Source organism: Paractinoplanes ferrugineus (genome assembly GCF_016862195.1).
Lineage (GTDB): Bacteria > Actinomycetota > Actinomycetes > Mycobacteriales > Micromonosporaceae > Actinoplanes > Actinoplanes ferrugineus.
In genome coordinates, this window is sequence record NZ_BOMM01000070.1 from 23970 (window position 1) to 47282 (window position 23313).

Sequence of the window (23313 nt, forward strand, 5' to 3'; positions counted from 1 at the left end):
AGGGGACCGACCATCGCGTCGGCTCGATACAGTTTGTCCGCTGGGGTTTGGTCACGAACATGGGATGCGCGGACGTTACGACATGTCGGATTTTAGGCAATGGTGCACGGTTGGCACGCCGGTCTCCACCGGCGGCCACCTTGCCGGCCTCATCGAGTCCAACGACGACGCCACGGGTGTCAACACAATCGCAGCCGGTCTACCCACCAAGTACGCCAACTCTGGCTCGCTCGCGCGCATCGCCGAGCGCTTAGGGAAGGCCGCCGTCGCGGATTTCCTCCGCAACAAACTTCCTACCTCGGCTAGCGCCCGATCCGGTGACGTGGGTGAGATCCTCGCGACGGCCTATCTTCACGAGGAGCAGGGTTGCGTGGTCGGGCCGAGCAGGCTGATCGATCGCGACCACCAGGAATGGGCCATGCGAGGCGACGACGCGCTCGGGGCGAAGTTCGGTCCTGACGGGAAGCTGCGTATCGTCAAGGCGGAGGCCAAGAGCCGTGCCAGGCTGTATGGCGACACGGTCGCGGAGGCGCGCGACGGGTTGTCGCGCAACGACGAGTTACCGTCACCGCAGTCTCTCGCCCAGTTCGCCGAGCGGCTGCTGTCGACGCCCGACAGCGAGGATGTGGGGGACGCTGTGCTCGCCTTGCAGTTGGGTGAGGGCGTCCGGCCCGAGGACGTCGATCATTTGATGTTCCTGTTCACGGGCAACAACCCGGGCAAGCATGTGACGGCGGACTTGGAGTCCTACCAGGGTTCCGTGTCGCAGTTGACGATCACGCTCCGGGTCCAGGGTCACCGGCAGTTCGTCCAGGGGGCCTACGAGAAGGTGACCACCAGTGGCGCGTGAGGTGCCGGAGTTGGTGGACATTCTGACTTCCGCCACCGACGCCGGCTTCCGTAACCGGCTCTTGGCCCGGGGTCAGGCCCAGTCGATGATTCGCCGTGATGGCACCCTGCCCCCGGACGCGCCGAACTTCAGTTCCTTCCTGGATGCCGATCTGCTCAACTACGGGTACGCGCTGCTATCGACCAGCCTCGAGCTGTTGGAGATCACGCAGAACGACTCGCCCGAGCAGGCTGCCCTCGCTCAGCAGGGCTTCATCCAGAGTTCGTATGCGCTGGAAGCGGCCACCCGGAACGCCGCCTCCGCGGCGGACCTGGTGTTTCACGGCCTCGTTGCCGGCGCGGCCAGTCACCTCGGCGGCTTCTCCGCGCGAGCGTTCTCGCTGGTTCAGGGCAGCCGGCAGTCGGGACGGCTGACTCCGATGGAGGAGACGCTGGCCGATCTGCTTATGCGCAATCTGGGATCTATAGAGCGGCGGACCCTGTCGCTGCGGACGTCGGATCAGATCTCCGACGCCGTATTGCTGGTCGCCCTCAACCCAGCGGATAGCGAGGTGGACGAGGAGCCGGTGCCCGAGGAGCCGGTGCCCGAGGAGGTCGGCCCCGTTGTCCTGCTTCTGAGCGAGAACTACCTGTCGGCGGTCGCCGCCGGGCTCTTCGCGATCGAGATCGGCAACCGCGCCTTGCTGGACACTGCTCTCGCCGAGCTGCGCGAGGGCGAACAGGCGTCCTCGGACGTGCGTGCCCCCGGGCCGTGGTGGATCTACCGGCTCACCCGGCATCTGCTGGGTGGCCTGTTCGACACCAGCCTGGAGACCAACATTCCGAGCGATCCGCCGTCCGGTGCTGGCGACCGAGTCGAGCGGTGGCGGTATCTGCGACGGACCTTCGTCGCGTCGTTGCTGGCACGGGAGCGCTCCGAGATCGACTTGTGGCCCTCGCAACTGCATGTCGTCGACCGGCTCTTCCAGGACATGCGGGACCTCGTCGTGGCGTTGCCGACCAGCGCGGGTAAGACCCGCATCGCGGAGTTGTCGATCTTGGCTTGTCTTGCGCAACAGCGGCGGACGGTCTACGTCACCCCGCTGCGAGCGCTCTCCGCGCAGACCGAGCACATCCTCGCCCGCACGTTCACGCCGCTAGGCATCCGGGTGTCGTCGCTCTACGGGAGCATGGGAACCAGCGACGTCGATGAGGACACCCTGCGCTCCAGCGAGATCGTCGTGGCGACCCCCGAGAAGCTGGACTTCGCCCTGCGATCGGACCCGTCGTTGCTCGACGACGTCGGCCTGGTCGTTCTGGACGAAGGACACATGATCGGGGCCTCCGAACGCGAGGTGCGCTACGAAGCCCAGATCCAGCGGCTGCTGCGCCGCTCGGACGCCTCGGAACGTCGCATTCTCTGCCTGTCGGCCGTCTTCCCCTCTGGGCCTGAGCTGCAGGACTTCGTCGCGTGGATCACCGACGACGAGGCCGACGGGCTGCACCGAGAGTCGTGGCGCCCGACTCAGCAGCGCTTCGGCCTGGTCGAGTGGCGCAGAGACCATGCTCGGCTGTCCATCACTCTCGGCTCGGAGCAGCCGTTCATCGAGCACTACTTCGAGGAGAAGGAGCCGAGCGGACGGCGCAAGAAGATGTTTCCGAAAGACCAGCGCGAGCACGTCATCGCGACCGGATGGCGGCTGGTCGAGGAAGGGCAAACCGTCCTGGTCTTCTGCCCACTACGCAAGTCGGTTGAGCCGTTCGCCAGTACGATCGTCGACCTTCACGCTCGGGGCCTCGTGACCTCACTGTTGCCGCCCGACGTCGACCTGAGCGATGCGCTAACGGTCGGTGCGGAGTGGTTCGGTGCCGACCATCCCATCCTCAAGTGCCTCCAGCTCGGCGTGGCCATCCACCACGGCGCGTTGCCCGGACCCTTTAGGCGCGAGATCGAACGACTCTTGCAGCGCGGCATCCTGAAGGTCACCATCGCCTCGCCCACGCTCGCCCAAGGACTCAACCTGTCCGCCTCCGCAGTGCTCTTTCACAGCCTGCACCGCGGCAAGGAACTGATCAAAACCTCCGAGTTCATGAACGTGATCGGCCGCGCCGGCCGCGCGTTCGTCGATACGGAAGGACTCGTCCTTTACCCGATCTTCGCCCCCACACCAGGCCGCCGCCGTGAGTGGTTCCAACTGACGGAAGGAGACGGCGGCAAGGATCTCCAATCGGGGCTGATTGAAATCGGTATTGACCTGCTGCGCAGGATGTACCGCTCCCAAGGGCTCACGACGGTTGAGCCCTTGCTCGAGTACCTCACCGGCGCCCCCGAGTGGTCTCTGCCCGTCGTGGTACACGAGACCGCTGACGTGCAAGAGGCCGCAGCCGCGAGCTGGCGAGAGAACCTCAAACTTCTCGACATCGGCATCCTCAGCATCGTCGGAGACGGCGACCAAGACGTGGTCGCCGACGCCGCGACCCAGATCGTCGCCGACGCCCTCCGGGACTCGCTGTGGGACCGGCAACTGCGCCGCGACGAAGACATCAACACAGCAGCCGTTCGTGCACTCGTCTACAGCCGGACCAGATACCTGTGGCAGACAGCCACACCATCCCAGCGCCGCGGATGGTTCTTGGCGGGGCTCGGGGCGGAGGGCGGCTCGGAACTCTCCCAGGTATCCGGTCGCATCATCGCCCTCGCGGGCCAGGCCGAAGCCGCGATCCTCGAAGAGGACCATGCGGCAGCCGCCGACCTGATCGTGTCGATCGCCGAAACGGTATTCGCAATCGAGGTCTTCGAGCCGAAAACGAACCTCGCCAACTGGAACGACGTACTACGCCACTGGGTAGGCGGCTTGGCTCTCAGCGAGGTGCCTGGCGATCGCGTCCAGGTGGCCCAGTTCATCGAAGACGACGTCATCTACCGGCTGGTCTGGGGAATGGAAGCCGCGAAGGTGTACGAAGCGGCCCAGAGCAACGCCGACGCCGACACCTTGTCGGGCTCCGCGGTCGCCGCCATAGAGACGGGAACCTTCAACCGAGCGGTATCGATCCTCATTCGCACGGGCTTCGACCATCGTCTCGCCGCCATCTCGGCGGTCACGAGCACCGGAGCCACATTCGATTCGACGGACGGCATGCGCCAGTGGATCGACGACCTTGATCCTGCGTACGGCCTCGACCCAGAATGGCCGACACCCGAGTCACGGTCGGCATGGGAGGTATTCGTCAATCCATTACGGACACGACGTGCCCGCCAATGGAGCCAGCAAACCCAGGACGTGCAGGAGGTCACCTGGTACGGGACGCCTCCCGAACCGGACACGTGGCTGCGGATTACCGACGCGACCCCGGGAAAGATCAACATCTGGTCTACAGGCTTCGACCCGCTCGGCGAGGCGTCTATTCTCCTCGATCAGGAACGGCAAGGCATCCTCCGCGCCCGCCGGCACCGCGCAGGTACCGGCATCCGTTTGCGCTATCGGGGCCCGAAGGACCTGCTGCCGAGACCACCGACTCGCTAAAGCGCGACGCCCGGTGGCGGCGGGGATGTTGTACCGCCGCCACCGGCATCCCGCCCGGCCGAGCGGCCGTGCCGGTCGGCGCTTTGAACGCTCGGCAGTGATTATCTCGGCGGTTTTGGACACCGTGTGAACGTCACTTTCGGCACTGCTTGATCGTCGGCGGATTTCGTGTCTACGAGTTTCGACACCGGGTCGCGTAGGTGGCTGTTCGTTCGTGGCGTCGGTGCCGGGTTCACCGGTCCGACCCCGATGATCAACTCGGTCCCTGAAAGCTGAAAGCGGGTATGACGCCTCGGCACGGGCGCGAGCGCACCGAAAGAGCGATGTCTCGCCCCTCCGAACGCAGGGTAAGTAGATCGCTCTCTCCGAGGGCTCCAGGCACAATGTCCGCTATGGCTTCATCGCGGAAACGGCCGGGTCACCCGAACAGGTCCCGGGTTTCCGCCGTGCCGCACGTACCGCAGCGGATCACCGGCGTGCGGTACGACGAGTTCGTGCGGGCGGTACGCCGATACCGGCCATTCGCACTGCTGCGCCTGCTCGCTCGCACGTCGACCGCGCAGTTAAAAAGTCACCCCTTCGAGACCGTCGACGTCCGCGATCCGATCAAGCCATGGGCGGTCAGTCTCGTAGCCCGCGAAGCCCTCGCGGGTGGCGCCCACGTCACCCGACGAGAGCAGCCCACCCTTCAGGCCCTGCGGGCCTTGGACGCCATGGTCATCGACCTGGAGGACCCGCTCTCGCTCAACGGCGACGTGAGCGTCGGGGAGGAAACGATCACGGGCTTCATGCTGCGCACCAGCTACCAGCAATTTCCCTACCAACAGCCGATCTTCGGGGACACGGCCCGGATGCGCCCCATGTTGAAACGAGCGTTCCCGCGCCCGAAGTATCAGGTCTTGAGCGACACAGTGATCGCCGAACTTCTCGGTGCCGACATTGACACGTACACCGATCTGGCCCCCTTCTTCCTGGCCGCGGTGATGACCAACGCCGGCGCCTTCGATCCGACCTGGCTGGACCAGCCTCACTTCGCGCCGATCCGTGAGACCGTGCCCAAGGAGCAAATCCTGCGGGTGTACGACACCCGGCTCAGTGCACCGGTTGCCTCGCTCCGAAAGCTGGCCGAGGCTGGTCGTCACCAACGTCCGGAGCTGCGGCAACACGACTTTAACCCGCTCGTCAACGCCCCTTTCATCATCCTGCCGGAAGGAATCGGCGTGGCCCCGCAGCCGGCCTTCGTTACTGGCCGCTTCTCCATGGCCGCGCTCTACTACGCCGGCTTGGACCGGTACGGCAACGCGTTCGCCACCGACCTCGGGCACGTGAACGAGGAGTACACCGTCGAACAGCTCAGCCTGCTCAACGAGGCCGGAGCTGCTATCCGCAACGCGACGTGCTGGAGAAGCCGCCACCTGCTGCCGGCTCTTCAGCACGATCGAGCTGAAGTCCATGGCATCGACTACTCTCGTGGAGACGCCGTTGCGAGTTCTTCCCCCGTGGAATTCGCAACGGCGTCTCGTTCGCCCCTCCCCGGACGGATCGTCCTGCGGAAGGCTCAGCGCTTGGCGTGAAACGCCTCGACGACACCAGTCGGGATCCGGCCCCGGTCGGAGACCTCGTGGCCGTTCTTCTTTGCCCACTCCCGGATCGCCTGGTTCTGATCACGGCTGGACCTGCTGGGCTGGGCTGCGGCGGTGCGAGACGTGATACGGCCCGCTGCCGTCCCCCGGCCGATCCTGGTTGCCTTCTCGAGGTAGGGGTCGAGAACCTTGCGGAGCTTGCCGGCGTTCTTCTCCGACAGATCGATGGTGTAGTTCACCCCGTCGAGCCCAAACTCCACGGTGCGATCGGCGTCGCCGCCGTCGAGATCGTCCGTCAGGACGGTAATGACTTGCTTCGCCATGAATCAACACTCCTGTTCTCACGACCTGTTCGGTCGTTGCAATATCAACGTCCACCATAGTCGTGACGTGCCGACATTCAGCCGGCCGCCACCGGCACTGACCAGGAAAGAGTGCCCGAACGCGGTGAGGCAGCGAAGCAAAAGTCCTCGCTGCCTAAGATCCTGTAACCGCCGGCAAACACCGCCAAATGCGGGCTACTGCGAAACACCCGCAGACGGGGACCGCACAGACTGCGCCGGTTGCTGACGGCGCTGTTGCGCCACCGAGATCAGCGCAGAAGCGAGACTGCCCGCCGGCACGGTCACCGGCATACCCGCGCCGTAGACGCTGACGACGCCGCACCGGCGGCAGTACCACGACCGCCGCCAAAGCCCGACCGCCTCGTCAGCAAGCGGACCCATCACCTGGAGGCGGCGCTGCCGCGCTCGAAGTACCCATCCACTGCCGGCCGCCACAGCGAGAAAGAACACCGTCCCGAACCACGCCGTACCGTCAGCCGGATCCGACACCGCCAGCAGCAGGTTCCACATCGCGAGCAGGACGGAGCCGCCGAAGACGATGGCAGGCCCGGTGGCGGCACGTGGTCGCCTCGGCGCAGCCAATGCACGCGCCAACCCGCTGACCTGGACCACCCGACCGCTGACAGGAACGTCATAGCCGAACCGACCAGTCACGCTGCCACGCACCACACCGGTGGAATGCCCGGCGCGTACCGCGGCCGGCACGCTCACCAACTGATCAAGGCGACGGCACCGCAAGCACACCGAGTCGTATGACCGCTGCCGCGGGAGCTTCCTATCGCTCATGCCCATACCTCCATTATGGAACCTAAAGCTCCTTCTGACACGCGCAATACCAACGGGGTATCGAGCCCGCTGCGCGCGAGCCGGCCCTAGAAGATCACTGACCTTGACCAACTCACGCGCAGCACCAGGAGCCTCGACACCCTCTCGCATGAGAGATCGCGTCAGGCCGCCTCGCCCAACCCTTCGATAAAGGGCGAGATATTGCCCTTTGACTTCTTCGCCGCCTTCTTACGGCCCTTCTTCGCACCCTGCATATCCGTGACGGTCCCATCGGTGAGCCGCTCGTCAAGCGCCTTAAGGCGGGCCTTGTCGCCGCGCGTCAGCCGGTGACCATAGACATCAAAAGTCGTCTTGATCGAGGCGTGTCCGATGTGGTGCTGAATAACGAAGAAATCCCATCCTGCGTCAATTAGATACGCAACATGCGAATGACGCAGGTCGTGGAAACGGGGCCGCTGCTGCAGCCGTGTGGTGCATTCGCACGACGACACCGCCAAGTCGCTGACACGCCGCACCTTCTTGACATTGCCGACCTTCGCCGGCGTCGGCGGATGAGCTGCGCACCGCTGAGCCGCCGCAACCGCTTTATCCCAGTACCTCGAACGAAAATTGTTCGCGTCCCACGGCTTACCGCCGGGAGCAGTAAAAACCAGATCACCGCGGCGCTTGTTCTTGATCCGATCGGCCAGCAACGCGGCGACCGTCTTCGGCAGCAAGATGGACCGCCTCGACCGTTCCGACTTCGGCTCAGCGAACGTGCCACCACGGCGCAACGTCTGCTCGACGTAAAGCGCCGGCCGCTCGCCACGCAGTTCCAAAGACCCCACCCGCAAGCCGAAAATCTCGCCCATCCGCATTCCCGTCCCCAACGCCACCCGAACGAGATCACGAATCGCGTCCGGGCACGCAGCGACAAGCAGACGCGCCTCCTCGGTCGACAGGAAGCACGCGTTGTACTTGTAGACCTTCGGCAGCCCGTTACTCCGATGCCCCGGCTGCCGGTCGAGGGGGTTGTCAGGCCGGAACCGCGGGACCGCATCCCGCATGACCATGCTCAGCACCGCCCAGTGCTTCTGCACGCCGGCTGGCATCAGATCCGCCGACAGGTTCACCTTCCATGGGTCGATGTCCTTGTCCCGGCTGATCTCATCCACCCGCAGATCGCCCAGGACCGGCACCACCCGCCCCCGCAACATGCGGGCGTACTCCTTATGAGTGCTTTCCGCGACGTCGACCTTCAGCGTCAGCCACTCATCCACCCAGGCGGCCAGCGTCGGGCTGCGCTCCACCTCCTCCCTCTGCTCGTCCTCCGGCTCGTCGTCGACCTGGTCGATGCCTAGCAGTGCGGCGTACACGTCTGTGTCGCTGATCTTGTGGTGACGCGCCTCGGCCAGATCCTTGGCCGCCTGCGCCAGCTTCTCGGTCGCGAACGTGCACGTCTGCCAGTCGCCCTGACGACCCGAACGCCACCGAACCTCGTAAGACCGCCCACGCGGTTTCATAGATGCCATGCCCAGGAAAGTAGGCCGAACAGGTGTACGCATGCGAACACCAACGGGGCATGTCGGTTCCTACTGAGCGTAAGAACCAGCACCCTGAGAACCTTCTGACCAGGGCATCCTTGCAAACGTGCAGGTCACAGGCTGTATAAGTTCGAACTGGCAGTGTGGGGGTCCAGCAAGCCGTCGACCAGCAACTATTTCTATGTGTCGATCGTTAGCGTGTGGGGGTCGTCCTTCGGTCTTCGCAGCGTAGTCGTTGAGGAAGTGGCGGTCCCGTGTCCGGTGCGACGGTTTTTGAGCTTGCCGCCCAGCTGGGTATTGGTGACCTCGAAAAGTTTCTCAAGGCTTGTATCGCTAATGCCGCAATGATGACAGGAGCAACCGAGCCGGATCGTCACGTGCGGAAGATCAGGTACACGGTTGAGGAGGTCGCCGACCTGCTTGGTGTGTCGCCGAGATGGCTCGCTGACGAATGTCGTGCTGAACGGGTGGAGCATGTGTGTCTCGCGCGGCATCGCTTCTTCACGTTTGATCAGATCGCCCGGATGCTCGAGAAGCACGCGGTGGAGCCTTTCGAAGATAGGCCAACCCAGCCGCATGTCGCCAGGGTTTTGCGGCGGATCCAACAAAGCCGAAAGCCAGGCTGATCTAAAAACGTCATTGCCTGCTGGAGTTATCGATGCTGACGAACCAGGTTCCTAGGACGCTCTATGGACGATGGTGCAGGTTACTGCGGCGAGCAGAGCCGCAGATGAATAAGCGCGCGGCGGTGTCGGAGTGCAGTCGTCGGCGTGGCGCGGTCAGTCGCTGCGTACTCCGGAACTGTCAGCGTTTCTCGGTCGATGGCCGTCTACGGGGGAGCCGTCGCGCAGGTGCTCGTCGACTATCCGGATGGCCAGGTTCGGGTCCACGTTCTCGTACCAGGTGTCGTCGGGGTGCACGACGACCAGCGGGCCGAGGTTGCAGGGGAACAGGCAGCCGGTGGCGGTGACGAGGACGTCATCGTCGCCCAGGCCGTTCTTGGCCAGCCGTTCGTTGAGGGCGGTGGCGACCTGGTTCGCGCCGTAGGCGGTGCAGCGTGGCCCGCGGCAGATTAGCACCTGCCGGCGGTGCCGGGTGATCTGTGACCAGGCCGGGCTGCGGAACGGTCCGGGGTTGCCGTCGAGCAGGGTGTGCCCACCGGTGGTGGCTTCGGCGACCGCTGTCACCAGGGACGGCTGTGTCGCCAGTGGTTGGCTGACCGAGATGGTCGGGTGGCGGTCGCGGGTGGCGCGCCAGTGGGCGACGGCGCGCCGTATCCAGGTGTCGAGGTAGCGGTCCGGTGGCAGGTGCGCGGGGACGAGTAGGACCTCGGCGTGGTCGGCGGTCTCGTCGAGGGCGGTGTGCAGGGACGGCTCGGCGCCGTCGAGGAAGCACGCCTGGGTAGGCACGCCGGTGGTGGCGCTGACCTGTGCGGCGAGGCGGTGGATGGCGTCGTGGCCGCCGTGGTGGGTCACCGCGCGGGCGACCAGTAGCACGGTCATGACGGTGGCCGGTAGGTGATGACCGGTCGCCCGTCATGGTTGGTGATGTCGGCGTCGACTCCGTAGACGTCTTCGAGCAGGTCGGTGGTCAGCACGGTGAACGGCGGGCCTGCGGCGACGACCTGTCCGTGGTGCAGGACCACGACGGTGTCGCAGAACATCGCGGCGAGGTTGAGGTCGTGCAGGGCGGCCAGGGTGGTGACCTGGGAGCGGCGGACCAGGTGCAGCAGCTGTAGCTGATGGCCGATGTCGAGGTGGTTGGTGGGTTCGTCGAGCAGCAGCAATTCGGGTTCCTGGGTGAAGGCGCGGGCGAGCTGGACACGTTGGCGTTCCCCGCCGGACAGGGTCTGCCATTTGCGGTGGGCGAAGCCGCCCAGGTCGACCCGATCGAGAGCGGCCAGAGCCAGGGCGTGGTCGGTGTCGGTGTCCGACCAGCGGGACCGCTGGTGCGGGGTGCGTCCGAGCAGGACCACGTCGAGCGCGGTGAGGTCCAGATCGGTTTCCGCGTACTGGGCGAGTAGAGCCATCCGGCGTGCGGCGACGCGGCGGGGCAGGTCCGCGACGGTGGCGTCGCCGAGGGCCACCTGCCCGGTCCGCGGCCGGAGCAGTCCGGCGACGACACGCAGCAGGGTGGTCTTGCCGGAGCCGTTCGGGCCGAGCAGCCCGACGAGGCTGTTGGCCGGCACGGTGAAGGTGATGTTGTCGAGGATGCGGGCGGCCGGCACCGTCCAGGAGACGTCGGTGATCTCGAGCATCAGCCGCGCACTTCCCGGCGGCGCATCAGTAGGAGGAACGCCGGCACACCCAGCAGTGCGGTCAGCACGCCGACGGGCAGTTCGCGGGGTTCGAACAGGGTGCGGGCGGCGGTGTCGACCCAGATCATGAAGATCGCCCCGGTCAGGACCACGACCGGGAGCAGCCGGCGGTGGTCCGGGCCGGTCAGCAGGCGTGCGGCGTGCGGCAGGATCAGCCCGACGAAGCCGATCGCCCCGCTGACTGCGACCAGCACTGCGGTGAGCAAGGCGGTGGCGATCAGCAGGATCCAACGGGTCCGGGTGACGTCGACGCCGAGGGTCGCCGCGGCCTCTTCACCGAACGCGAAGGCGTTGAGGCTGCGGGCGTACCGCAGGATCAGCGTGAGAATCACGCCAAGAGTGGGTCCCGCCCAGGCCAGGGCGGTCCAGTCGGCGCGGGCCAGGGAGCCGGAGAGCCAGAAGGTGATGCTCTGGGTGGCGTGCGGGTCGGCCACCCAGATGATGACGAACGAGGTCAGCGCGGCGCAGAGCTGCCCGATGGCGACGCCGGCCAGGATGATGCGGGTCGGTGCGCGGGCGGCCCGGCGGCCGGCGATGGTGATGACCAGGGCGAACGCCAGCAGGGCGCCGGTGAAAGCGCCACCGGCCAGGGCGGCGGTGCCGGCACCGAGGCCGAGCACGATCACCGCGACAGCACCCAGGGAGGCGCCGGAGGAGACGCCGAGCAGGTACGGGTCCGCAAGAGGGTTACGGGTGACGGTCTGCATGACCGCCCCGGCCGCGGCGAGACCGGCACCGACGACGGCCGCGCCGAGGACCCGGGGCAGGCGCAGCTCCCAGACGATGTGGTCACGCAGCAGGGGTACGTCGGCGTGGGTGAGGCCGAGGTGGTCGGCGATGACCTTCCACACGATGCCCAGGGACAGGTCGGCCGGACCGACGGTGATCGCCGCACCGATGGACAGCAGGAGCCCGGCCAGGGCGACGATCAGCACTACCGTCGTGCGGCCCGCCCGTCCCGGCCCGCCGAGGGCCGGGAGCGGGCGGGTCGCCACGGCGGTCAGCTGCCCACCTTGGCCGGCAGCGCGGCGATGCCCTTGGCCAGGGCTTCGATGCCGAGCACGTTGCGGACGCCGGCCGCAGTTGCCGAGAACGGGATGACGATGAACCGCTTCGCGCGGACGGCGGGCAGGTCCTTCAACGTGGGGTGTTTCTGCAGGAAAGCCTGCTTGGTGGCGGCGGGATCCCAGCTCGCGTCGATCAGCACGATCGCGTCCGGGTCGCGGTCGGCGACGGTTTCCCAGCTCGAGTCGGCCCAGCTGCCGGTCAGATCGGCGAAGGCGTTGGTGACGCCGACCGCTTGCATGATCATGCCGGGGGAGCCGCAGCACGCTCCCACGCTGGGGGCGTCGCTGCCGCCGTCCCACCACAGCACGGTGGTGTTCTCCGCGTCCTTGATCGTGGCGGCGGCTGCGGTGATCTTCGCTTGCTGGTCGGCGATCAGCGTCTCGGCACGGTCACGGACGCCGAAGATCGCGGCGATGTCGCGGATCTCGGCGAACACGTCGTTGACGCTCAGCTTCGCCGGGCGGGTCTCCTTGGCGCAGCCGGCCGGGGAGTTGTAGGTGCCGACCCCGAGTTTGTTCCAGCCGGCCCGGTCGCCGACGCCTTCGTCGCTGAAGGCGCTGGCGAAGGAGGCGTAGACGAAGTCCGGCTCGGCTTCGAGGAGTTTCTCCTTCGACGGGTACTCCTTGGCCAGCACCGGCACCGTCGCATAGGCGGTGGCGTACTCGGGCAGGACCTGATCGTCGAGGTAAGCGGTGCCGATCATCCGGTCCTGCAATCCGAGGGCCAGCATGATCTCGGTGGCGGGCTGGTTCATCGTCACCGCGCGGGCCGGCGGCTTGGTGACGGTGACCGGGACACCGCAGTTGGTCAGCGCGACCGGGCCGGCCGATCCTGACGGGGCAGTTCCGGGCTCGTCCGCGGTGGCGGAGCAACCCGCGAGCAGCATGAGCAGAACGGACAGCGGCGCAATAGCGCGCCAAGACATGGGGGACCGCATCGCGGGACCACCTTCCAGCACCTCGTGGACGGGTCGTTCGGTGCCGTGGCCGGTCTCCTGGCTGACGGGACGTGCGTCTGCGGCCGGCCTTCCCAGGCTCGCGCCCAGTGACCTCGCAAAAACGACGAGGGCCGCAGACTTTCCCGATCACAGTGGCGAGGGCCGCACCGGTTTCACACCGGCTTCCCGAACACCACGGCAGCGCCACCCTAACCGCCGAGGGCGGTGCTGGCCACGGTGATCAACGCCATGGCGGTGGACCCGTACTCATTCACGATCGACTTGTTGCCAATCTTGTGCAACTGCGTCAGGCTGACGTCAGGAAGTCTCCGATCGCACCAGAAGCCTTCGCCGGCCGGTGACCCCGGCCTGCCCAGACCTGGGAGTCACCCCTGTGATGGTCCGATCGCATCCCCGCGCGAGCCGTGTCTTAGCTGCCGTCACCGGCGCTCTGCTGCTGGCCGCCTGCTCGTCCACCTCGGCCACGTCAGGACCTTCAGCCGCGAGTTCCACCTTCGTGGTGGCGACCGCGGGGGAGCCGGACACGTTGAACCCGGTGCTGAACTTCGGTGTCGACGGCGCGTCGCTGATCTTCGACGGCCTGGTCGCCCGGGACGCCACGAACACTTTGGTTCCGGCCCTGGCGGCCGAACTACCCGCCGTCTCCGCGGACGGCAAGACGGTGACGGCGAAACTGCGTTCCGGGGTGAGTTTCCACGACGGGTCCCCGCTGACCGCCGCGGACGTCGTCTTCACCTATCAGGCGGTGCTGGACCCGAAGGTCGACTCGACCCTGCGTTCCGACCTGGACATGCTGACCACGGTCACCGCACCGGATCCGGCCACCGTCGTGTTCACCTTGAAGTACTCGTATGCGCCGTTCTTGCAGCGGCTGACCCTGGGTATCGTTCCGGCCAAGGCGCTGACCGGCCAGGACATCAACAAGGCCGGCTTCAACCGGCAACCGATCGGCACCGGCCCGTACAAGGTGGAATCCTGGACCGCCGGGGACCGCCTCGTGCTCGCCGCCAACGACACCTACTGGGGTGGCAAGCCCGCCAACCGCAAGCTGATCGTCGCCTTCGTCGCCGACGACAACGTCCGGGCCCAGCGGATGCGCGCGGGGGAGTTCGACGCCGCCGAGCTGGCACCGAAGCTCGCCGCCGGCTTCGACAACGCCACCGGCTACACCGTGCAGCGGGTACCGACCGCCGACTACCGCGGTGTGATGCTGCCGCTGACCAACCCGGTCACCGCGGACCCTGCCGTCCGTAAGGCCCTCGCCGTCGGGGTCGACCGCGCCGCCATGGTGACCGGCATCCTCGCCGGGGCGGGTGAACCGGCCTTCGGGCCGATCCCGCCGACCTCCGAGTACGCCGACGGGTCGGCGGCCGGCAACCCTTCGGCCGACCCGGCGGCGGCGACCGCGCTGCTCGACGCGGCCGGCTGGACGCCCGGCCCGGACGGGATCCGGGCCAAGGCCGGGCGGCAGGCGGCTTTCACGCTCATGTACCCGGCCAGCGACAGCCTGCGCAAGGAACTCGCCCTGGCCGTCACCGCGGACGCGAAGAAGGTCGGCATCAAGGTCAATCCGGAGGGCCTGACCTGGGACGCCATCGACACCCGGATCACCCGGGACGCGCTGCTGATGGGGTTCGGCACCCCGTATGACCCGGACTTCGTGTCCTACAAGCTGTTCGGGTCGGTGTTCGCCGCGCAGGGCTACTTCAACCCCGGCAGCTACAAGTCCCCGATCGCTGACAAAGCCCTGCAGGACGGCCGTGACCAGGCCGACCCGGCCGAGCGCAAAGCCGCCTACGCCACGTTCCAGCAGCAACTGGCCGCCGACGCCCCGTGGGTGTTCCTCACCTACCTCAAGCACACCTACGTGGTGAAGGCCGGTATCACCGGGGTCAGCCCGCGGGTCGAGGCGCACGAGCACGACGTGGCCAACAGTCTGTGGTGGAACATCAACACTTGGACCCGTTCGTGACCCAGGCACCGCCGGCACGCCGACGGCGCGGGCTCGCCGGAGCGGGCGCGGTGGTCCGCCGCCGGCTGCTGGTCGCCGTGCCGGTGCTGATCGCGACCAGCATCGGGATGTTCCTGCTGGGCGCAGCCTCGCCCATCGACCCGGCCAAGCAGTACGCCGGCGCAGCCGCGTTCACCGCCACGAGTGAGAACCTCGACCAGATCCGCGCGAACTGGGGTGTCGACGACCCGCTGCCGGTGCAGTACGCCCGCTGGGTCGGCAACCTGCTTCAGGGTGATCTGGGCTGGTCCACGAGCCGGCACGAGCCGGTCACCGCGGTCCTCGGCGCCCGGGCCGGCTGGACCCTGCTGCTGGTGAGCACCGCCCTGGCCGTCGTGCTGGTGTCCAGCCTCGTGCTCGGCACGCTGGCCGCGTACCGCAGGGGTGGTCTGTTCGATCGTGGCCTGCGGGCCGCGGCCTATGCGGTCGAGGCCATGCCGGTGTTCTGGCTCGGCCTGGCCGCGATCGCGGTGTTCGCCCTGAGCCTGGGCTGGCTGCCCGCCGGCGGCCTGACCGAGGTCACCGCCACCACCACGTCGGCCGCGGACGTGGCCCGGCATCTGATCCTGCCGGTCGGGGTCCTGGCGGTGTCGCAGGCGCCGTGGTTCCTGCTGTTCGTGCGGGACTCGGTCGCCGAGAGTCTGCGCGACGACCACGTCCTCGCTGCGAAAGCCCGGGGCCTGCCCGGGCGGACCGTGCTGTTTGGACATGCGCTGCGGACCGCGCTGCTGCCGTTCCTGACCCTGATCGGCACCCACCTGCCCGAGCTGGTCGGTGGCGCGGTGCTGGTGGAGACGGTGTTCTCGCTGCCCGGGTTGGGTGCGGTCACCGTGCAGGCCGCATTGGGCAGCGACTTCCCCCTGCTGGCCGCGATCACTCTGGTCACCACCGCCGTCGTGCTGACCGCGAACCTGCTCACAGACCTGGCCTACACCGCCGCCGACCCGAGGGTGCGCCTCGATGGCTGAGCTGACCCTGCGCCGCACCCGGTTGCCCCGCCTGCGCCTGCGGCCCGGCCGCCTCGGTGTCACCATCGCCACGACTGTGCTGGTGCTGGCCGTGGCCGCTTGCCTGTTTGCCCCGCTGCTGTGGCCGCTGGACCAGAGCGCCGTCAACCTCGCCCGCATCCGGCTGGCGCCGTCGTGGGCCCATCCGGCCGGCACCGATGACCTCGGCCGTGACGTCGCCCACCGCACCCTCTACGGCCTGCGGGTCTCCCTGCTCGTCGGTGCCGTCGCCGCACTGGTCGCCACCGTGATCGGCGGGATCGTCGGCGGCATCGCGGGCACCCTCGGCGGCCGGGTGGACCGGTTGCTGATGCGGATCGTTGACACCGTCGCCGCGCTGCCGCACCTGCTGCTGGGCATCTTCATCGTGGCGATGCTGCGGCCCAGCCTCGGCGCAGTCATCCTGTCCGTCGGACTGACCCACTGGCTGTCCACCGCCCGGATCGTGCGTTCCGAACTGCTCAGCCTGCGCACCCGGCCGTTCATCGACGCCGCCATCAGCGGCGGCGCCGGCCGACTGCGCGTGCTGACCCGGCACCTGCTGCCGCACGTCCTGCCGAAACTGGCCCTGGCCACCACCCTGATGGTGCCGCACGCGGTCTGGCACGAGACCGCCCTGTCGTTCCTCGGCCTCGGCCTGCCACCGCACCTGGCCTCCCTCGGCAACATGATCAACGACGGGCAGGGCTCGCTGCTCACCGGCGCCTGGTGGGCCAGCCTCATGCCCGGCCTGGTCATCGTCATCGTCACCCTCGCCCTCGCGGCGGTCGTCGCCCGCTGGCGCGACCGCCTCGACCCCCGCGTCCGAGCGGAGCTGCAGCTGTGACCACCACCGTGTGTACCTCGACGATGCTGGCCATCAGCGACCTGACCGTACGGTTCCGGCTGCCCGGCGCCATCGTGCACGCCGTCACCGCCATCAGTCTCACCGTTGCCCCGGGCGAACTGCTGGCTGTGGTAGGGGAGTCCGGCTGCGGCAAGTCCGTCCTCGCCCACGCCCTGCTCGGTCTGCTGCCCGCCAACGCCACCGTCAGCGGGACCGCACTGCTGCACGGCGATGGCGCACCGGTCGACCTGCTCGCCGCCGACGAAAAAACCATGGCCCGCACGGTACGGGGACGCCGCGTCGGCCTGGTCCCGCAGAGCCCGGCCACCGCGCTGACGCCGGTCCGCACCGGCCGGCACCTCCTGCAAGAAACCCTGCGCGCCCACAGCCGAGCCCGCACCGACGCCGAGACGGTAGCCGCCGGAGTCGGACTCGCCCCGGCCGACCTCGACCTGTATCCACACGAACTGTCCGGAGGGATGGCCCAGCGCCTCGCGACAGCGCTGGCGCTGGCGCCGGATCCGCCGCTGCTGCTGGCCGACGAACCCACCTCGGGACTCGACCGGCCGCTGGTCGACGCGACCCTGGACCTGTTGCGGGCCCGCTGCGATGACGGCGCCGCGGTCATCCTGATCACCCATGACCTGGCCGCGGCGGAACGGGTCGCCGACACCGTCGCGGTCATGTACGCCAGTCGCATCGTCGAACACCGGCCTGCCCTGGAGTTCTTCGCCGGGCCCCGGCACCCGTACGCCCACGCCCTGCTCGACGCGCTGCCCGACCGTTCCTTCGCGCCGATCCCCGGCCACCCGCCGATGCTGACCGACCTGCCGGCCGGCTGCGCCTTCGCGCCGCGCTGCCCGTACGCCTCGATCGACTGCGGCACTCAGCCGAGCCGCGACCGCGGCGTGGCTTGCCACCACCCGATGGGAGCCCGGCTGTGATCACCGCCGAGGGCATCACCGTCACCTACGGCCGCCGCCGCGTCCTCGACGGCGTGTCGCTGAGCATCATGCGGGGTGAGACGGTCGGGCTGCGTGGCCCGTCCGGCGCGGGCAAGTCCACCCTGCTGCGGGTCCTCGCCCTGCTGCACCGCCCAGCCGCCGGCACGATCAGCATCGACGACACGGCAATCGCCGGCACCCGGTACGCGGTCCCGGCCGCCGTCCGCACCCGCATCGGCGTGCTCTTCCAGAGCCCCCGCGCCGCCGCCGACCCACGACTATCCCTGGCCGACCTCATCGCCGAACCCCTACGCGTCGCCCGGCACCCACGGGAAACCGTCACCAGACGGGTCGCCGAACTCGCCGACACCGTCGGACTGACCACCGACCTGCTGACCCGCCGACCGCACGCCGTCAGCGACGGCCAACTGCAACGCGCCTGCCTGGCCCGGACCTTCGCCCACACCCCGGACTACCTGCTCTGCGACGAAGCCACCACCATGCTCGACGCGGCCACCCAAGCGCTGATCGCTACCGTCATCACCGCCTACCAGCAACGCCACAACGCCGGCGTCCTGATCGTCAGCCACGACCCCGCGCTGATGACCCGCTGGGCCGACCGCACACTCGACCTGGCCGATCTGCCGGCCGTCGCCCGCTGATGCTCGAGACCTACACCGGCCCGCTCCTGCCGCCGACTCTGCTCGACGACCTCACCGGCGTCTACACACAGGTGTTCAGCGCTCCACCGTGGCACGAAGACGCCGCAGCAGCACAGGCATTCCGGCAACGGCTGACCACCGACGCCAGCAGCGACGGATTCCGGGCGGTCGTCGCCCGCACCGGCACCCGGGTCGATGGGTTCGCAACCGGCCGGCTCACCCACACCCCGCTTCCGGCCGAGCGGGCCTACCCCAGGGTGACCAGCCAGCTCGGTGAGATCCGCACCAGCGAGCTGCTCGACGGGGCCTTCGAGGTCGACGAACTCGCCGTAATGCCGACGGCTCGCGGACGGGGACTGGGGCGGCGCTTGCTCCACCTGATCACTCAGACCGCGCCGCAGCGCCGGGCCTGGCTGCTGACCGCACGGCACGCCGGCGAAACCGTGGCGTTCTACCGGGGCATGGGATGGCATGAGGTCGACCCGCTTCCGCAGGCCGTCAACGACATCGTGGTGTTCCTGGCACCATGGCACTCACAGGCTACGGGTTGAGGCGGGGTGGTGCGTCCACCTCGGTACCGGCGGTCGAGCGCATGCCTGCGGCATCCGATGACGTTCGCGGGCGGGATGGCCCGAGCCGCTGAAGGCGGCCCGTCGGTAGACTGCAGGCGCAGTCGGTTCGCCCGCTCAGCCAGGCCGGGCGTCGTAAGAGGGAACCCGGTGTAAATCCGGGACTGCCCCGCAGCGGTGAGTGGGAACGACCGCCGTCAGAAACGCACTGGACCTGCGCACGGGTCTGGGAAGCGACGGCCAGTAGGCAAGAACGAGCGCCCACGAGTCCGAAGACCTGCCACTGCCTACGCATCGGTCGGTGCGTGGTCTTTTCGGTGACCTCGAGGGCGGGTCGGCGGTGACAGACAGCATCTTTCCTCAGCATGCCCCGAACACGTCCGGTGAGCGGGCCGACCCTGGTCTGGCGGCCGGAGCGCTCGCCCGCCGGCTGGGAGTCGCAACGACGACCCTGCGGACCTGGCATCAGCGGTACGGGCTGGGGCCGTCCGGTCACCAGGCCGGTCGACATCGTCGTTACACGCCGCATGACGTCGCCGCCCTGACCGAGATGGCCCGGTTGACCACCCGCGGCGTCCCGGCCGCCGAGGCCGCCCGGCAGGCTCGCCGACAGACGACTCCGTGGCCCGCCGACCATCCGGCTCTCGACCGGGGCACCGAGGCCGCGGCCCGGAGGATCGCTCGTGCCGCCCGCCGCCTGGACGTGCTGACCTTACGTGAGACCCTCACCGCCGCCGTCGCGTCGCAGGGGGTGGTGCACACCTGGCACGCCCTTGCCGGGCCGGCCTTCGTCCACATCAGCCAGGCCGGATACGGCGAGCCGCACAAGGCTGTCGCCCGAAGGGTCCTCGGCCGTTGCCTCAGCGAGGTCTTCGCCGCGGTGCCCCGTCCGCCGGCCGGGTCAGCGGCGCCGGTGATGCTCGTCGCCGTGGACACCCGCCGCGACGTCGCCGCGCTCGACGCCCTGGCGGCAGCCCTGGCCGAGCGCGGCGTGGGCTCGGTGCACCTGGGCGCGGATCTGCCGCCCGGCGCTCTCACCGACGTCGCCGGGCAGATCCGACCAACCGTTGTCGTCGTGTGGAGCCACTCCTGGCGGGAGGACATCTCACAGCTGATCGCCGCGCTGAGTACCGTGCCGCAATGGCAGCCGGTCATCGTGACCGCGGGCGGCGCGTGGCCGGTCGGCCACGGCGTGCTCTGCCCGACCCTCGCGGACACCGTCGCGGCGGTCGCCGGGCTGATCGATGGTCCGTAGGGTGGACGCCGCCGATGGAGAGGAGGCCGCTTCGATGACCGTGCCGCCGTAGAATCTCCGGTCAGGACGCAGCGCAGGCGCGGACCCGGACGGCGCTGCCCGGGTTGATCACGCCGATCCCGGGGTCTGTCGGGAGCCGCTTGCCTTGTCCTCGCGGATCCCGCGGAAGTGCGGCAACGACGCTGGATGATCGCCGACAACGCGCCCGGCTCGCCTGGCGAGCGAGCGGCGACGCCCGCCGAACGAGCGGCGACGCCCGCCGAACGACTGCGTCAGACACCAGGCTCACCGGATCAGCCGGTCACTCCAGGAGTGAGGGCCGGACGGGCCGCGGCAACGGCCCGCCCGGCACCGGGGAAGGGGGATCAGCCGCCGCGGACCACTGCCGCCGCCGCGACCAGGCGTTTGAGGGAGGCCTCGACTTCGGCGTAGCCGCGGGTCTTCAGGCCGCAGTCAGGGTTGACCCACAGCCGCTGGGCGGGAACAGCCGCGACGGCCCGGCGTAGCGAGCCGATCACCTCGTCGTGTGACGGCACCCGCGGTGAGTGGATGTCCCACACGCCCGGGCCGACACCGCGGCGGTAGCCGATGGCGGCGAGGTCGTCGAGGACCTCCATCTTGGAGCGGGACGCCTCGATGCTGGTGACGTCGGCGTCGAGCGCGTCGATGGCGGTGATGACTTCGCCGAACTCGGAGTAGCACAGGTGGGTGTGTACCTGGGTGTCGTCGGCGACACCGCTGGTGGCCAGCCGGAACGCGCCGACCGCCCAGTCCAGGTAGGCCTTCTGGTCGGCCTTGCGCAGTGGCAAGGTTTCCCGCAGGGCCGGCTCGTCGACCTGGATCACCGTGATGCCGGCCGTCTCCAGGTCGTGGCACTCGTCGCGCAGGGCCAGGGCGACCTGGTCGGCGGTGTCCGCGAGCGGCTGGTCGGTGCGGACGAACGACCAGGCCAGGATGGTGACCGGGCCGGTGAGCATGCCCTTGACCGGCTTGGCGGTCAGCGACTGCGCGAACGTCGACCACTCGACCGTCATCGGCCGACGCCGGGCCACGTCGCCGTAGATGATCGGCGGGCGCACGCACCGGGACCCGTACGACTGCACCCAGCCCAGGTCGGTGGCGGCGAAACCGTCGAGTTGCTCGCCGAAGTACTGCACCATGTCGTTGCGCTCGGGCTCGCCGTGCACCAGGACGTCCAGGCCCAACGCCTCCTGCAGCCGGATGACGTGCTCGACCTCCTTGCGCATGAGGGCGGCGTATCCGGCGTCGTCGAGGGTGCCTGCCCGTAGTGCGGCGCGGGCCTGGCGCAGCTCGGCGGTCTGCGGGAACGAGCCGATGGTGGTGGTGGGCAGGTCCGGCAGGCCGAGCCGGGCCTGCTGGGCGGCGGCCCGCTCCGGGTAGGCGCCGCGCTGCCGGTCCGCCGGGCTCAGCCCGGCGAGCCGGGCCCGGACCTCGTCGTGCCGCCACGCTGCCGGGGTCGCGGGCAGCGGATCGGGCAGGTGGGCGGTGCCGTCGCGCAGCGCCTGGCCGAGCAGGACCACCTCGTCGACCTTCTGCCGGGCGAACGCGAGCCGGGCGACCAGATCCGCGTCGAGACGGGTCTCGGCCGACAGGTCGACCGGAACGTGCAGCAGCGAACATGAGGTGGAGACGGCGACGTGGTCGGCCAGCCCGGTGACGGTCGCACCGGTCGTCGCCGCGGCGTGCAGATCCGTACGCCAGATGTTGTGCCCGTCGACCAGCCCGGCCACGATCGTCTTGCCGCGCAGCGGCCCGGCCGCGGCGAGCCGGACCAGGTTGCCCTGGCCGGCGACCAGGTCGAGGCCGAGGGCCTCGATCGGGGTGTCGAGCAGGGCGGGCAGGGCGTCGCCGAGTTCGCCGAAGTAGGTGGCCACGAAGATCTGCGGCCGCCGTTCGAGGCCGCCGAGGCGGTGGTAGACCGCGCGCAGGGCCTCGATCTCCTGCGGTGTGCGGTCGGTGACGTAGGCCGGTTCGTCCAGCTGCACCCAGGGCACGCCGGCGTCAGCGAGCCGGCCCAGGATCTCCGCGTACGTGTCGGTCAGTTCGCCGAGGCGGTCGAACGGCCGCCCGCTCGACTCCGACGTCTTGGCCAGCAACAGGAACGTGGCCGGCCCGACCAGCACCGGGCGAGTGGTGATGCCGAGCGCGGCGGCCTCGGCGTACTCCCGGAGGGGTTTGCCGGGCCGGGCCTGGAAGGTGGTGTCGTCGGCGATCTCGGGGACCAGGTAGTGGTAGTTGGTGTCGAACCACTTGGTCAGCTCGAGCGCGGGCTCGGCGTCAACGCCCCGGGCCATGGCGAAGTAGGTGTCCAGGTCCGACAGACCCAGCCGGTCGAACCGGTCCGGGATCGCACCGACGGCGACAGCGGTGTCCAGGACGTGGTCGTAGAACGAGAACGTGTTCGACGGGATGGCGTCGAGGCGGGCGTTGCGCAGCGTCTGCCACACCTCGGCCCGCAGCCCGGCGGCGGTCTGCTCGAGGGCGGCGGCGTCGATCGTGCCGGCCCAGTAGGCCTCGACGGCCTTCTTCAGTTCCCGGTTCGCGCCGATGCGCGGGTAGCCGAGCACGGTGCTCTGCCCGAATGCGGTGTTCACCTGCAGGGGTCCTTCCCTCGAAGTGCCCGACGACACCGAAGGAGGAAAGGAGGAAGGACGGGTACGGCGAAGCACCCGCTTCCGCCCTGACCCTCCCGAGGGGTCGCCGGCGGCGCACACCGGACGGTGTGCGCAGTGCGGGCAGGTCTTCGGACTCGCGGGCACGACCGGAATCCCGGTCTCCTACTGGCCGTCGCTTCCCAGACCCGTACACAGGTCCAGTGCTTCATGACGGCGGTCGTTCCCACTCACCGCTGCGGGGCAGTCCCGGTCTTGCACCGGGTTCCCTCTTACGACGCCCACTCTGGCCGACCGGGCGAACCAACACCGTCGGCCATCGTACGGGCTCGCGACCGGAACCCGGGGCCCACCTGCCGGCGGGAGGCGTCCAGGCGATCGAAGTCGGACGGGCAGACCTCATCCCGCCGTCCCGAACGGCGGACGCACTGGGTCTGTCAGCAACTGCGTGATGCGAACGCCAGGCTGGCCCGGA

Annotated in this window: 19 protein-coding genes and 3 riboswitches; of the genes, 11 read left to right on the forward strand and 8 right to left on the reverse strand. The window is 68.7% G+C overall.

What is annotated here, in order from left to right; translation table 11 throughout:
* Positions 1 to 64 precede the first annotated feature (64 nt).
* From Afe05nite_RS37090 to Afe05nite_RS37100, 3 genes are all read left to right on the forward strand, one after another.
* A complete protein-coding gene (locus tag Afe05nite_RS37090) occupies positions 65 to 850 on the forward strand; it encodes a Hachiman antiphage defense system protein HamA (protein WP_203821992.1) in 786 nt (261 codons plus the stop codon).
* A complete protein-coding gene (locus tag Afe05nite_RS37095) occupies positions 840 to 4352 on the forward strand; it encodes a DEAD/DEAH box helicase (RefSeq protein WP_203821993.1) in 3513 nt (1170 codons plus the stop codon). The genes Afe05nite_RS37090 and Afe05nite_RS37095 overlap by 11 nt, the downstream gene beginning before the upstream one ends.
* Before the next feature lie 446 nt (positions 4353 to 4798).
* Positions 4799 to 5926, forward strand: coding sequence for a hypothetical protein (locus tag Afe05nite_RS37100; RefSeq protein WP_203821994.1), 1128 nt, complete (start codon positions 4799 to 4801; stop codon positions 5924 to 5926).
* Here Afe05nite_RS37100 and Afe05nite_RS37105 read toward each other — a convergent pair.
* From Afe05nite_RS37105 to Afe05nite_RS37115, 3 genes are all read right to left on the reverse strand, one after another.
* A complete protein-coding gene (locus Afe05nite_RS37105; protein ID WP_203821995.1) occupies positions 5911 to 6258 on the reverse strand; it encodes a histone-like nucleoid-structuring protein Lsr2 in 348 nt (115 codons plus the stop codon). The two genes, Afe05nite_RS37100 and Afe05nite_RS37105, sit on opposite strands and share 16 nt — an antisense overlap.
* Positions 6259 to 6453: 195 nt before the next feature.
* Positions 6454 to 6990: a hypothetical protein gene (locus Afe05nite_RS37110; protein ID WP_203821996.1), complete on the reverse strand. Its 537-nt coding sequence runs from the start codon at positions 6988 to 6990 to the stop codon at positions 6454 to 6456.
* Between the two features lie 236 nt (positions 6991 to 7226).
* Complete coding sequence (locus tag Afe05nite_RS37115) at positions 7227 to 8576, reverse strand: tyrosine-type recombinase/integrase (RefSeq protein ID WP_203821997.1); 1350 nt, start codon at positions 8574 to 8576, stop codon at positions 7227 to 7229.
* Positions 8577 to 8842: 266 nt separating this feature from the next.
* Between Afe05nite_RS37115 and Afe05nite_RS37120 the strand changes: the two genes are divergently transcribed.
* Positions 8843 to 9214, forward strand: coding sequence for a helix-turn-helix domain-containing protein (locus Afe05nite_RS37120; RefSeq protein ID WP_203821998.1), 372 nt, complete (start codon positions 8843 to 8845; stop codon positions 9212 to 9214).
* 153 nt (positions 9215 to 9367) lie between these two features.
* On the opposite strand, the gene Afe05nite_RS37125 is transcribed toward Afe05nite_RS37120, so the two are convergent.
* From Afe05nite_RS37125 to Afe05nite_RS37140, 4 genes are read right to left on the reverse strand one after another with little or no spacing between them, the layout of a single operon-like run.
* Positions 9368 to 10090 (reverse strand): (2Fe-2S) ferredoxin domain-containing protein, encoded by a 723-nt coding sequence (locus Afe05nite_RS37125; protein ID WP_203821999.1) that lies wholly within the window; start codon positions 10088 to 10090, stop codon positions 9368 to 9370.
* Positions 10087 to 10845, reverse strand: a complete 759-nt coding sequence (locus Afe05nite_RS37130) for an ABC transporter ATP-binding protein (RefSeq protein ID WP_203822000.1) — start codon at positions 10843 to 10845, stop codon at positions 10087 to 10089. Before Afe05nite_RS37130 ends, Afe05nite_RS37125 begins: the two co-directional genes overlap by 4 nt.
* Entirely contained in the window at positions 10845 to 11900 is a 1056-nt protein-coding gene (locus Afe05nite_RS37135) for a FecCD family ABC transporter permease (RefSeq protein WP_239118476.1), read from the reverse strand. Before Afe05nite_RS37135 ends, Afe05nite_RS37130 begins: the two co-directional genes overlap by 1 nt.
* Before the next feature lie 5 nt (positions 11901 to 11905).
* Positions 11906 to 12910 carry an ABC transporter substrate-binding protein gene (locus tag Afe05nite_RS37140; RefSeq protein ID WP_203822001.1) on the reverse strand — a complete coding sequence of 335 codons (1005 nt, stop codon included), beginning with the start codon at positions 12908 to 12910 and terminating at the stop codon, positions 11906 to 11908.
* Between the two features lie 30 nt (positions 12911 to 12940).
* Positions 12941 to 13123: riboswitch (cobalamin riboswitch) on the reverse strand.
* A gap of 184 nt (positions 13124 to 13307) precedes the next feature.
* Here Afe05nite_RS37140 and Afe05nite_RS44250 point away from each other — a divergent pair.
* The 7 genes from Afe05nite_RS44250 (at position 13308) to Afe05nite_RS37170 (ending at position 20205) form a co-directional block, all read left to right on the forward strand.
* A complete protein-coding gene (locus tag Afe05nite_RS44250; RefSeq protein ID WP_239118477.1) occupies positions 13308 to 14903 on the forward strand; it encodes an ABC transporter substrate-binding protein in 1596 nt (531 codons plus the stop codon).
* The gene (locus Afe05nite_RS37145; protein ID WP_239118478.1) at positions 14888 to 15910 is read left to right on the forward strand and encodes an ABC transporter permease; all 1023 of its coding nucleotides are present in this window, start codon (positions 14888 to 14890) and stop codon (positions 15908 to 15910) included. Before Afe05nite_RS44250 ends, Afe05nite_RS37145 begins: the two co-directional genes overlap by 16 nt.
* On the forward strand, positions 15903 to 16775 hold the full coding sequence (locus tag Afe05nite_RS37150) for an ABC transporter permease (RefSeq protein ID WP_203822003.1): 873 nt from the start codon (positions 15903 to 15905) through the stop codon (positions 16773 to 16775). Before Afe05nite_RS37145 ends, Afe05nite_RS37150 begins: the two co-directional genes overlap by 8 nt.
* The gene (locus tag Afe05nite_RS44750; RefSeq protein ID WP_275407542.1) at positions 16772 to 17719 is read left to right on the forward strand and encodes an ABC transporter ATP-binding protein; all 948 of its coding nucleotides are present in this window, start codon (positions 16772 to 16774) and stop codon (positions 17717 to 17719) included. Before Afe05nite_RS37150 ends, Afe05nite_RS44750 begins: the two co-directional genes overlap by 4 nt.
* Positions 17716 to 18381 carry an ABC transporter ATP-binding protein gene (locus tag Afe05nite_RS37160; RefSeq protein WP_239118479.1) on the forward strand — a complete coding sequence of 222 codons (666 nt, stop codon included), beginning with the start codon at positions 17716 to 17718 and terminating at the stop codon, positions 18379 to 18381. The genes Afe05nite_RS44750 and Afe05nite_RS37160 overlap by 4 nt, the downstream gene beginning before the upstream one ends.
* On the forward strand, positions 18381 to 18932 hold the full coding sequence (locus tag Afe05nite_RS37165; protein WP_203822004.1) for a GNAT family N-acetyltransferase: 552 nt from the start codon (positions 18381 to 18383) through the stop codon (positions 18930 to 18932). The genes Afe05nite_RS37160 and Afe05nite_RS37165 overlap by 1 nt, the downstream gene beginning before the upstream one ends.
* Positions 18933 to 19037: 105 nt before the next feature.
* Positions 19038 to 19249, forward strand: a riboswitch (cobalamin riboswitch).
* A gap of 2 nt (positions 19250 to 19251) precedes the next feature.
* Positions 19252 to 20205, forward strand: a complete 954-nt coding sequence (locus tag Afe05nite_RS37170) for a MerR family transcriptional regulator (protein ID WP_203822005.1) — start codon at positions 19252 to 19254, stop codon at positions 20203 to 20205.
* 365 nt (positions 20206 to 20570) lie between these two features.
* On the opposite strand, the gene metE is transcribed toward Afe05nite_RS37170, so the two are convergent.
* Positions 20571 to 22820 carry a 5-methyltetrahydropteroyltriglutamate--homocysteine S-methyltransferase gene (metE, locus tag Afe05nite_RS37175; RefSeq protein WP_203822006.1) on the reverse strand — a complete coding sequence of 750 codons (2250 nt, stop codon included), beginning with the start codon at positions 22818 to 22820 and terminating at the stop codon, positions 20571 to 20573.
* Positions 22821 to 22943: 123 nt separating this feature from the next.
* A riboswitch (cobalamin riboswitch) is annotated at positions 22944 to 23161 on the reverse strand.
* Positions 23162 to 23313 lie beyond the last annotated feature (152 nt).

Coding starts and splice junctions, on each gene's coding strand:
- Afe05nite_RS37090 (WP_203821992.1), top strand. CDS start 65: ATGCGCGGACGTTACGACATGTCGGATTTTAGGCAATGGTGCACGGTT.
- Afe05nite_RS37105 (WP_203821995.1), bottom strand. CDS start 6,258: ATGGCGAAGCAAGTCATTACCGTCCTGACGGACGATCTCGACGGCGGC.
- Afe05nite_RS37115 (WP_203821997.1), bottom strand. CDS start 8,576: ATGGCATCTATGAAACCGCGTGGGCGGTCTTACGAGGTTCGGTGGCGT.
- Afe05nite_RS37125 (WP_203821999.1), bottom strand. CDS start 10,090: ATGACCGTGCTACTGGTCGCCCGCGCGGTGACCCACCACGGCGGCCAC.
- Afe05nite_RS37130 (WP_203822000.1), bottom strand. CDS start 10,845: ATGCTCGAGATCACCGACGTCTCCTGGACGGTGCCGGCCGCCCGCATC.
- Afe05nite_RS37140 (WP_203822001.1), bottom strand. CDS start 12,910: ATGCGGTCCCCCATGTCTTGGCGCGCTATTGCGCCGCTGTCCGTTCTG.
- Afe05nite_RS44250 (WP_239118477.1), top strand. CDS start 13,308: ATGGTCCGATCGCATCCCCGCGCGAGCCGTGTCTTAGCTGCCGTCACC.
- Afe05nite_RS37150 (WP_203822003.1), top strand. CDS start 15,903: ATGGCTGAGCTGACCCTGCGCCGCACCCGGTTGCCCCGCCTGCGCCTG.
- Afe05nite_RS37165 (WP_203822004.1), top strand. CDS start 18,381: ATGCTCGAGACCTACACCGGCCCGCTCCTGCCGCCGACTCTGCTCGAC.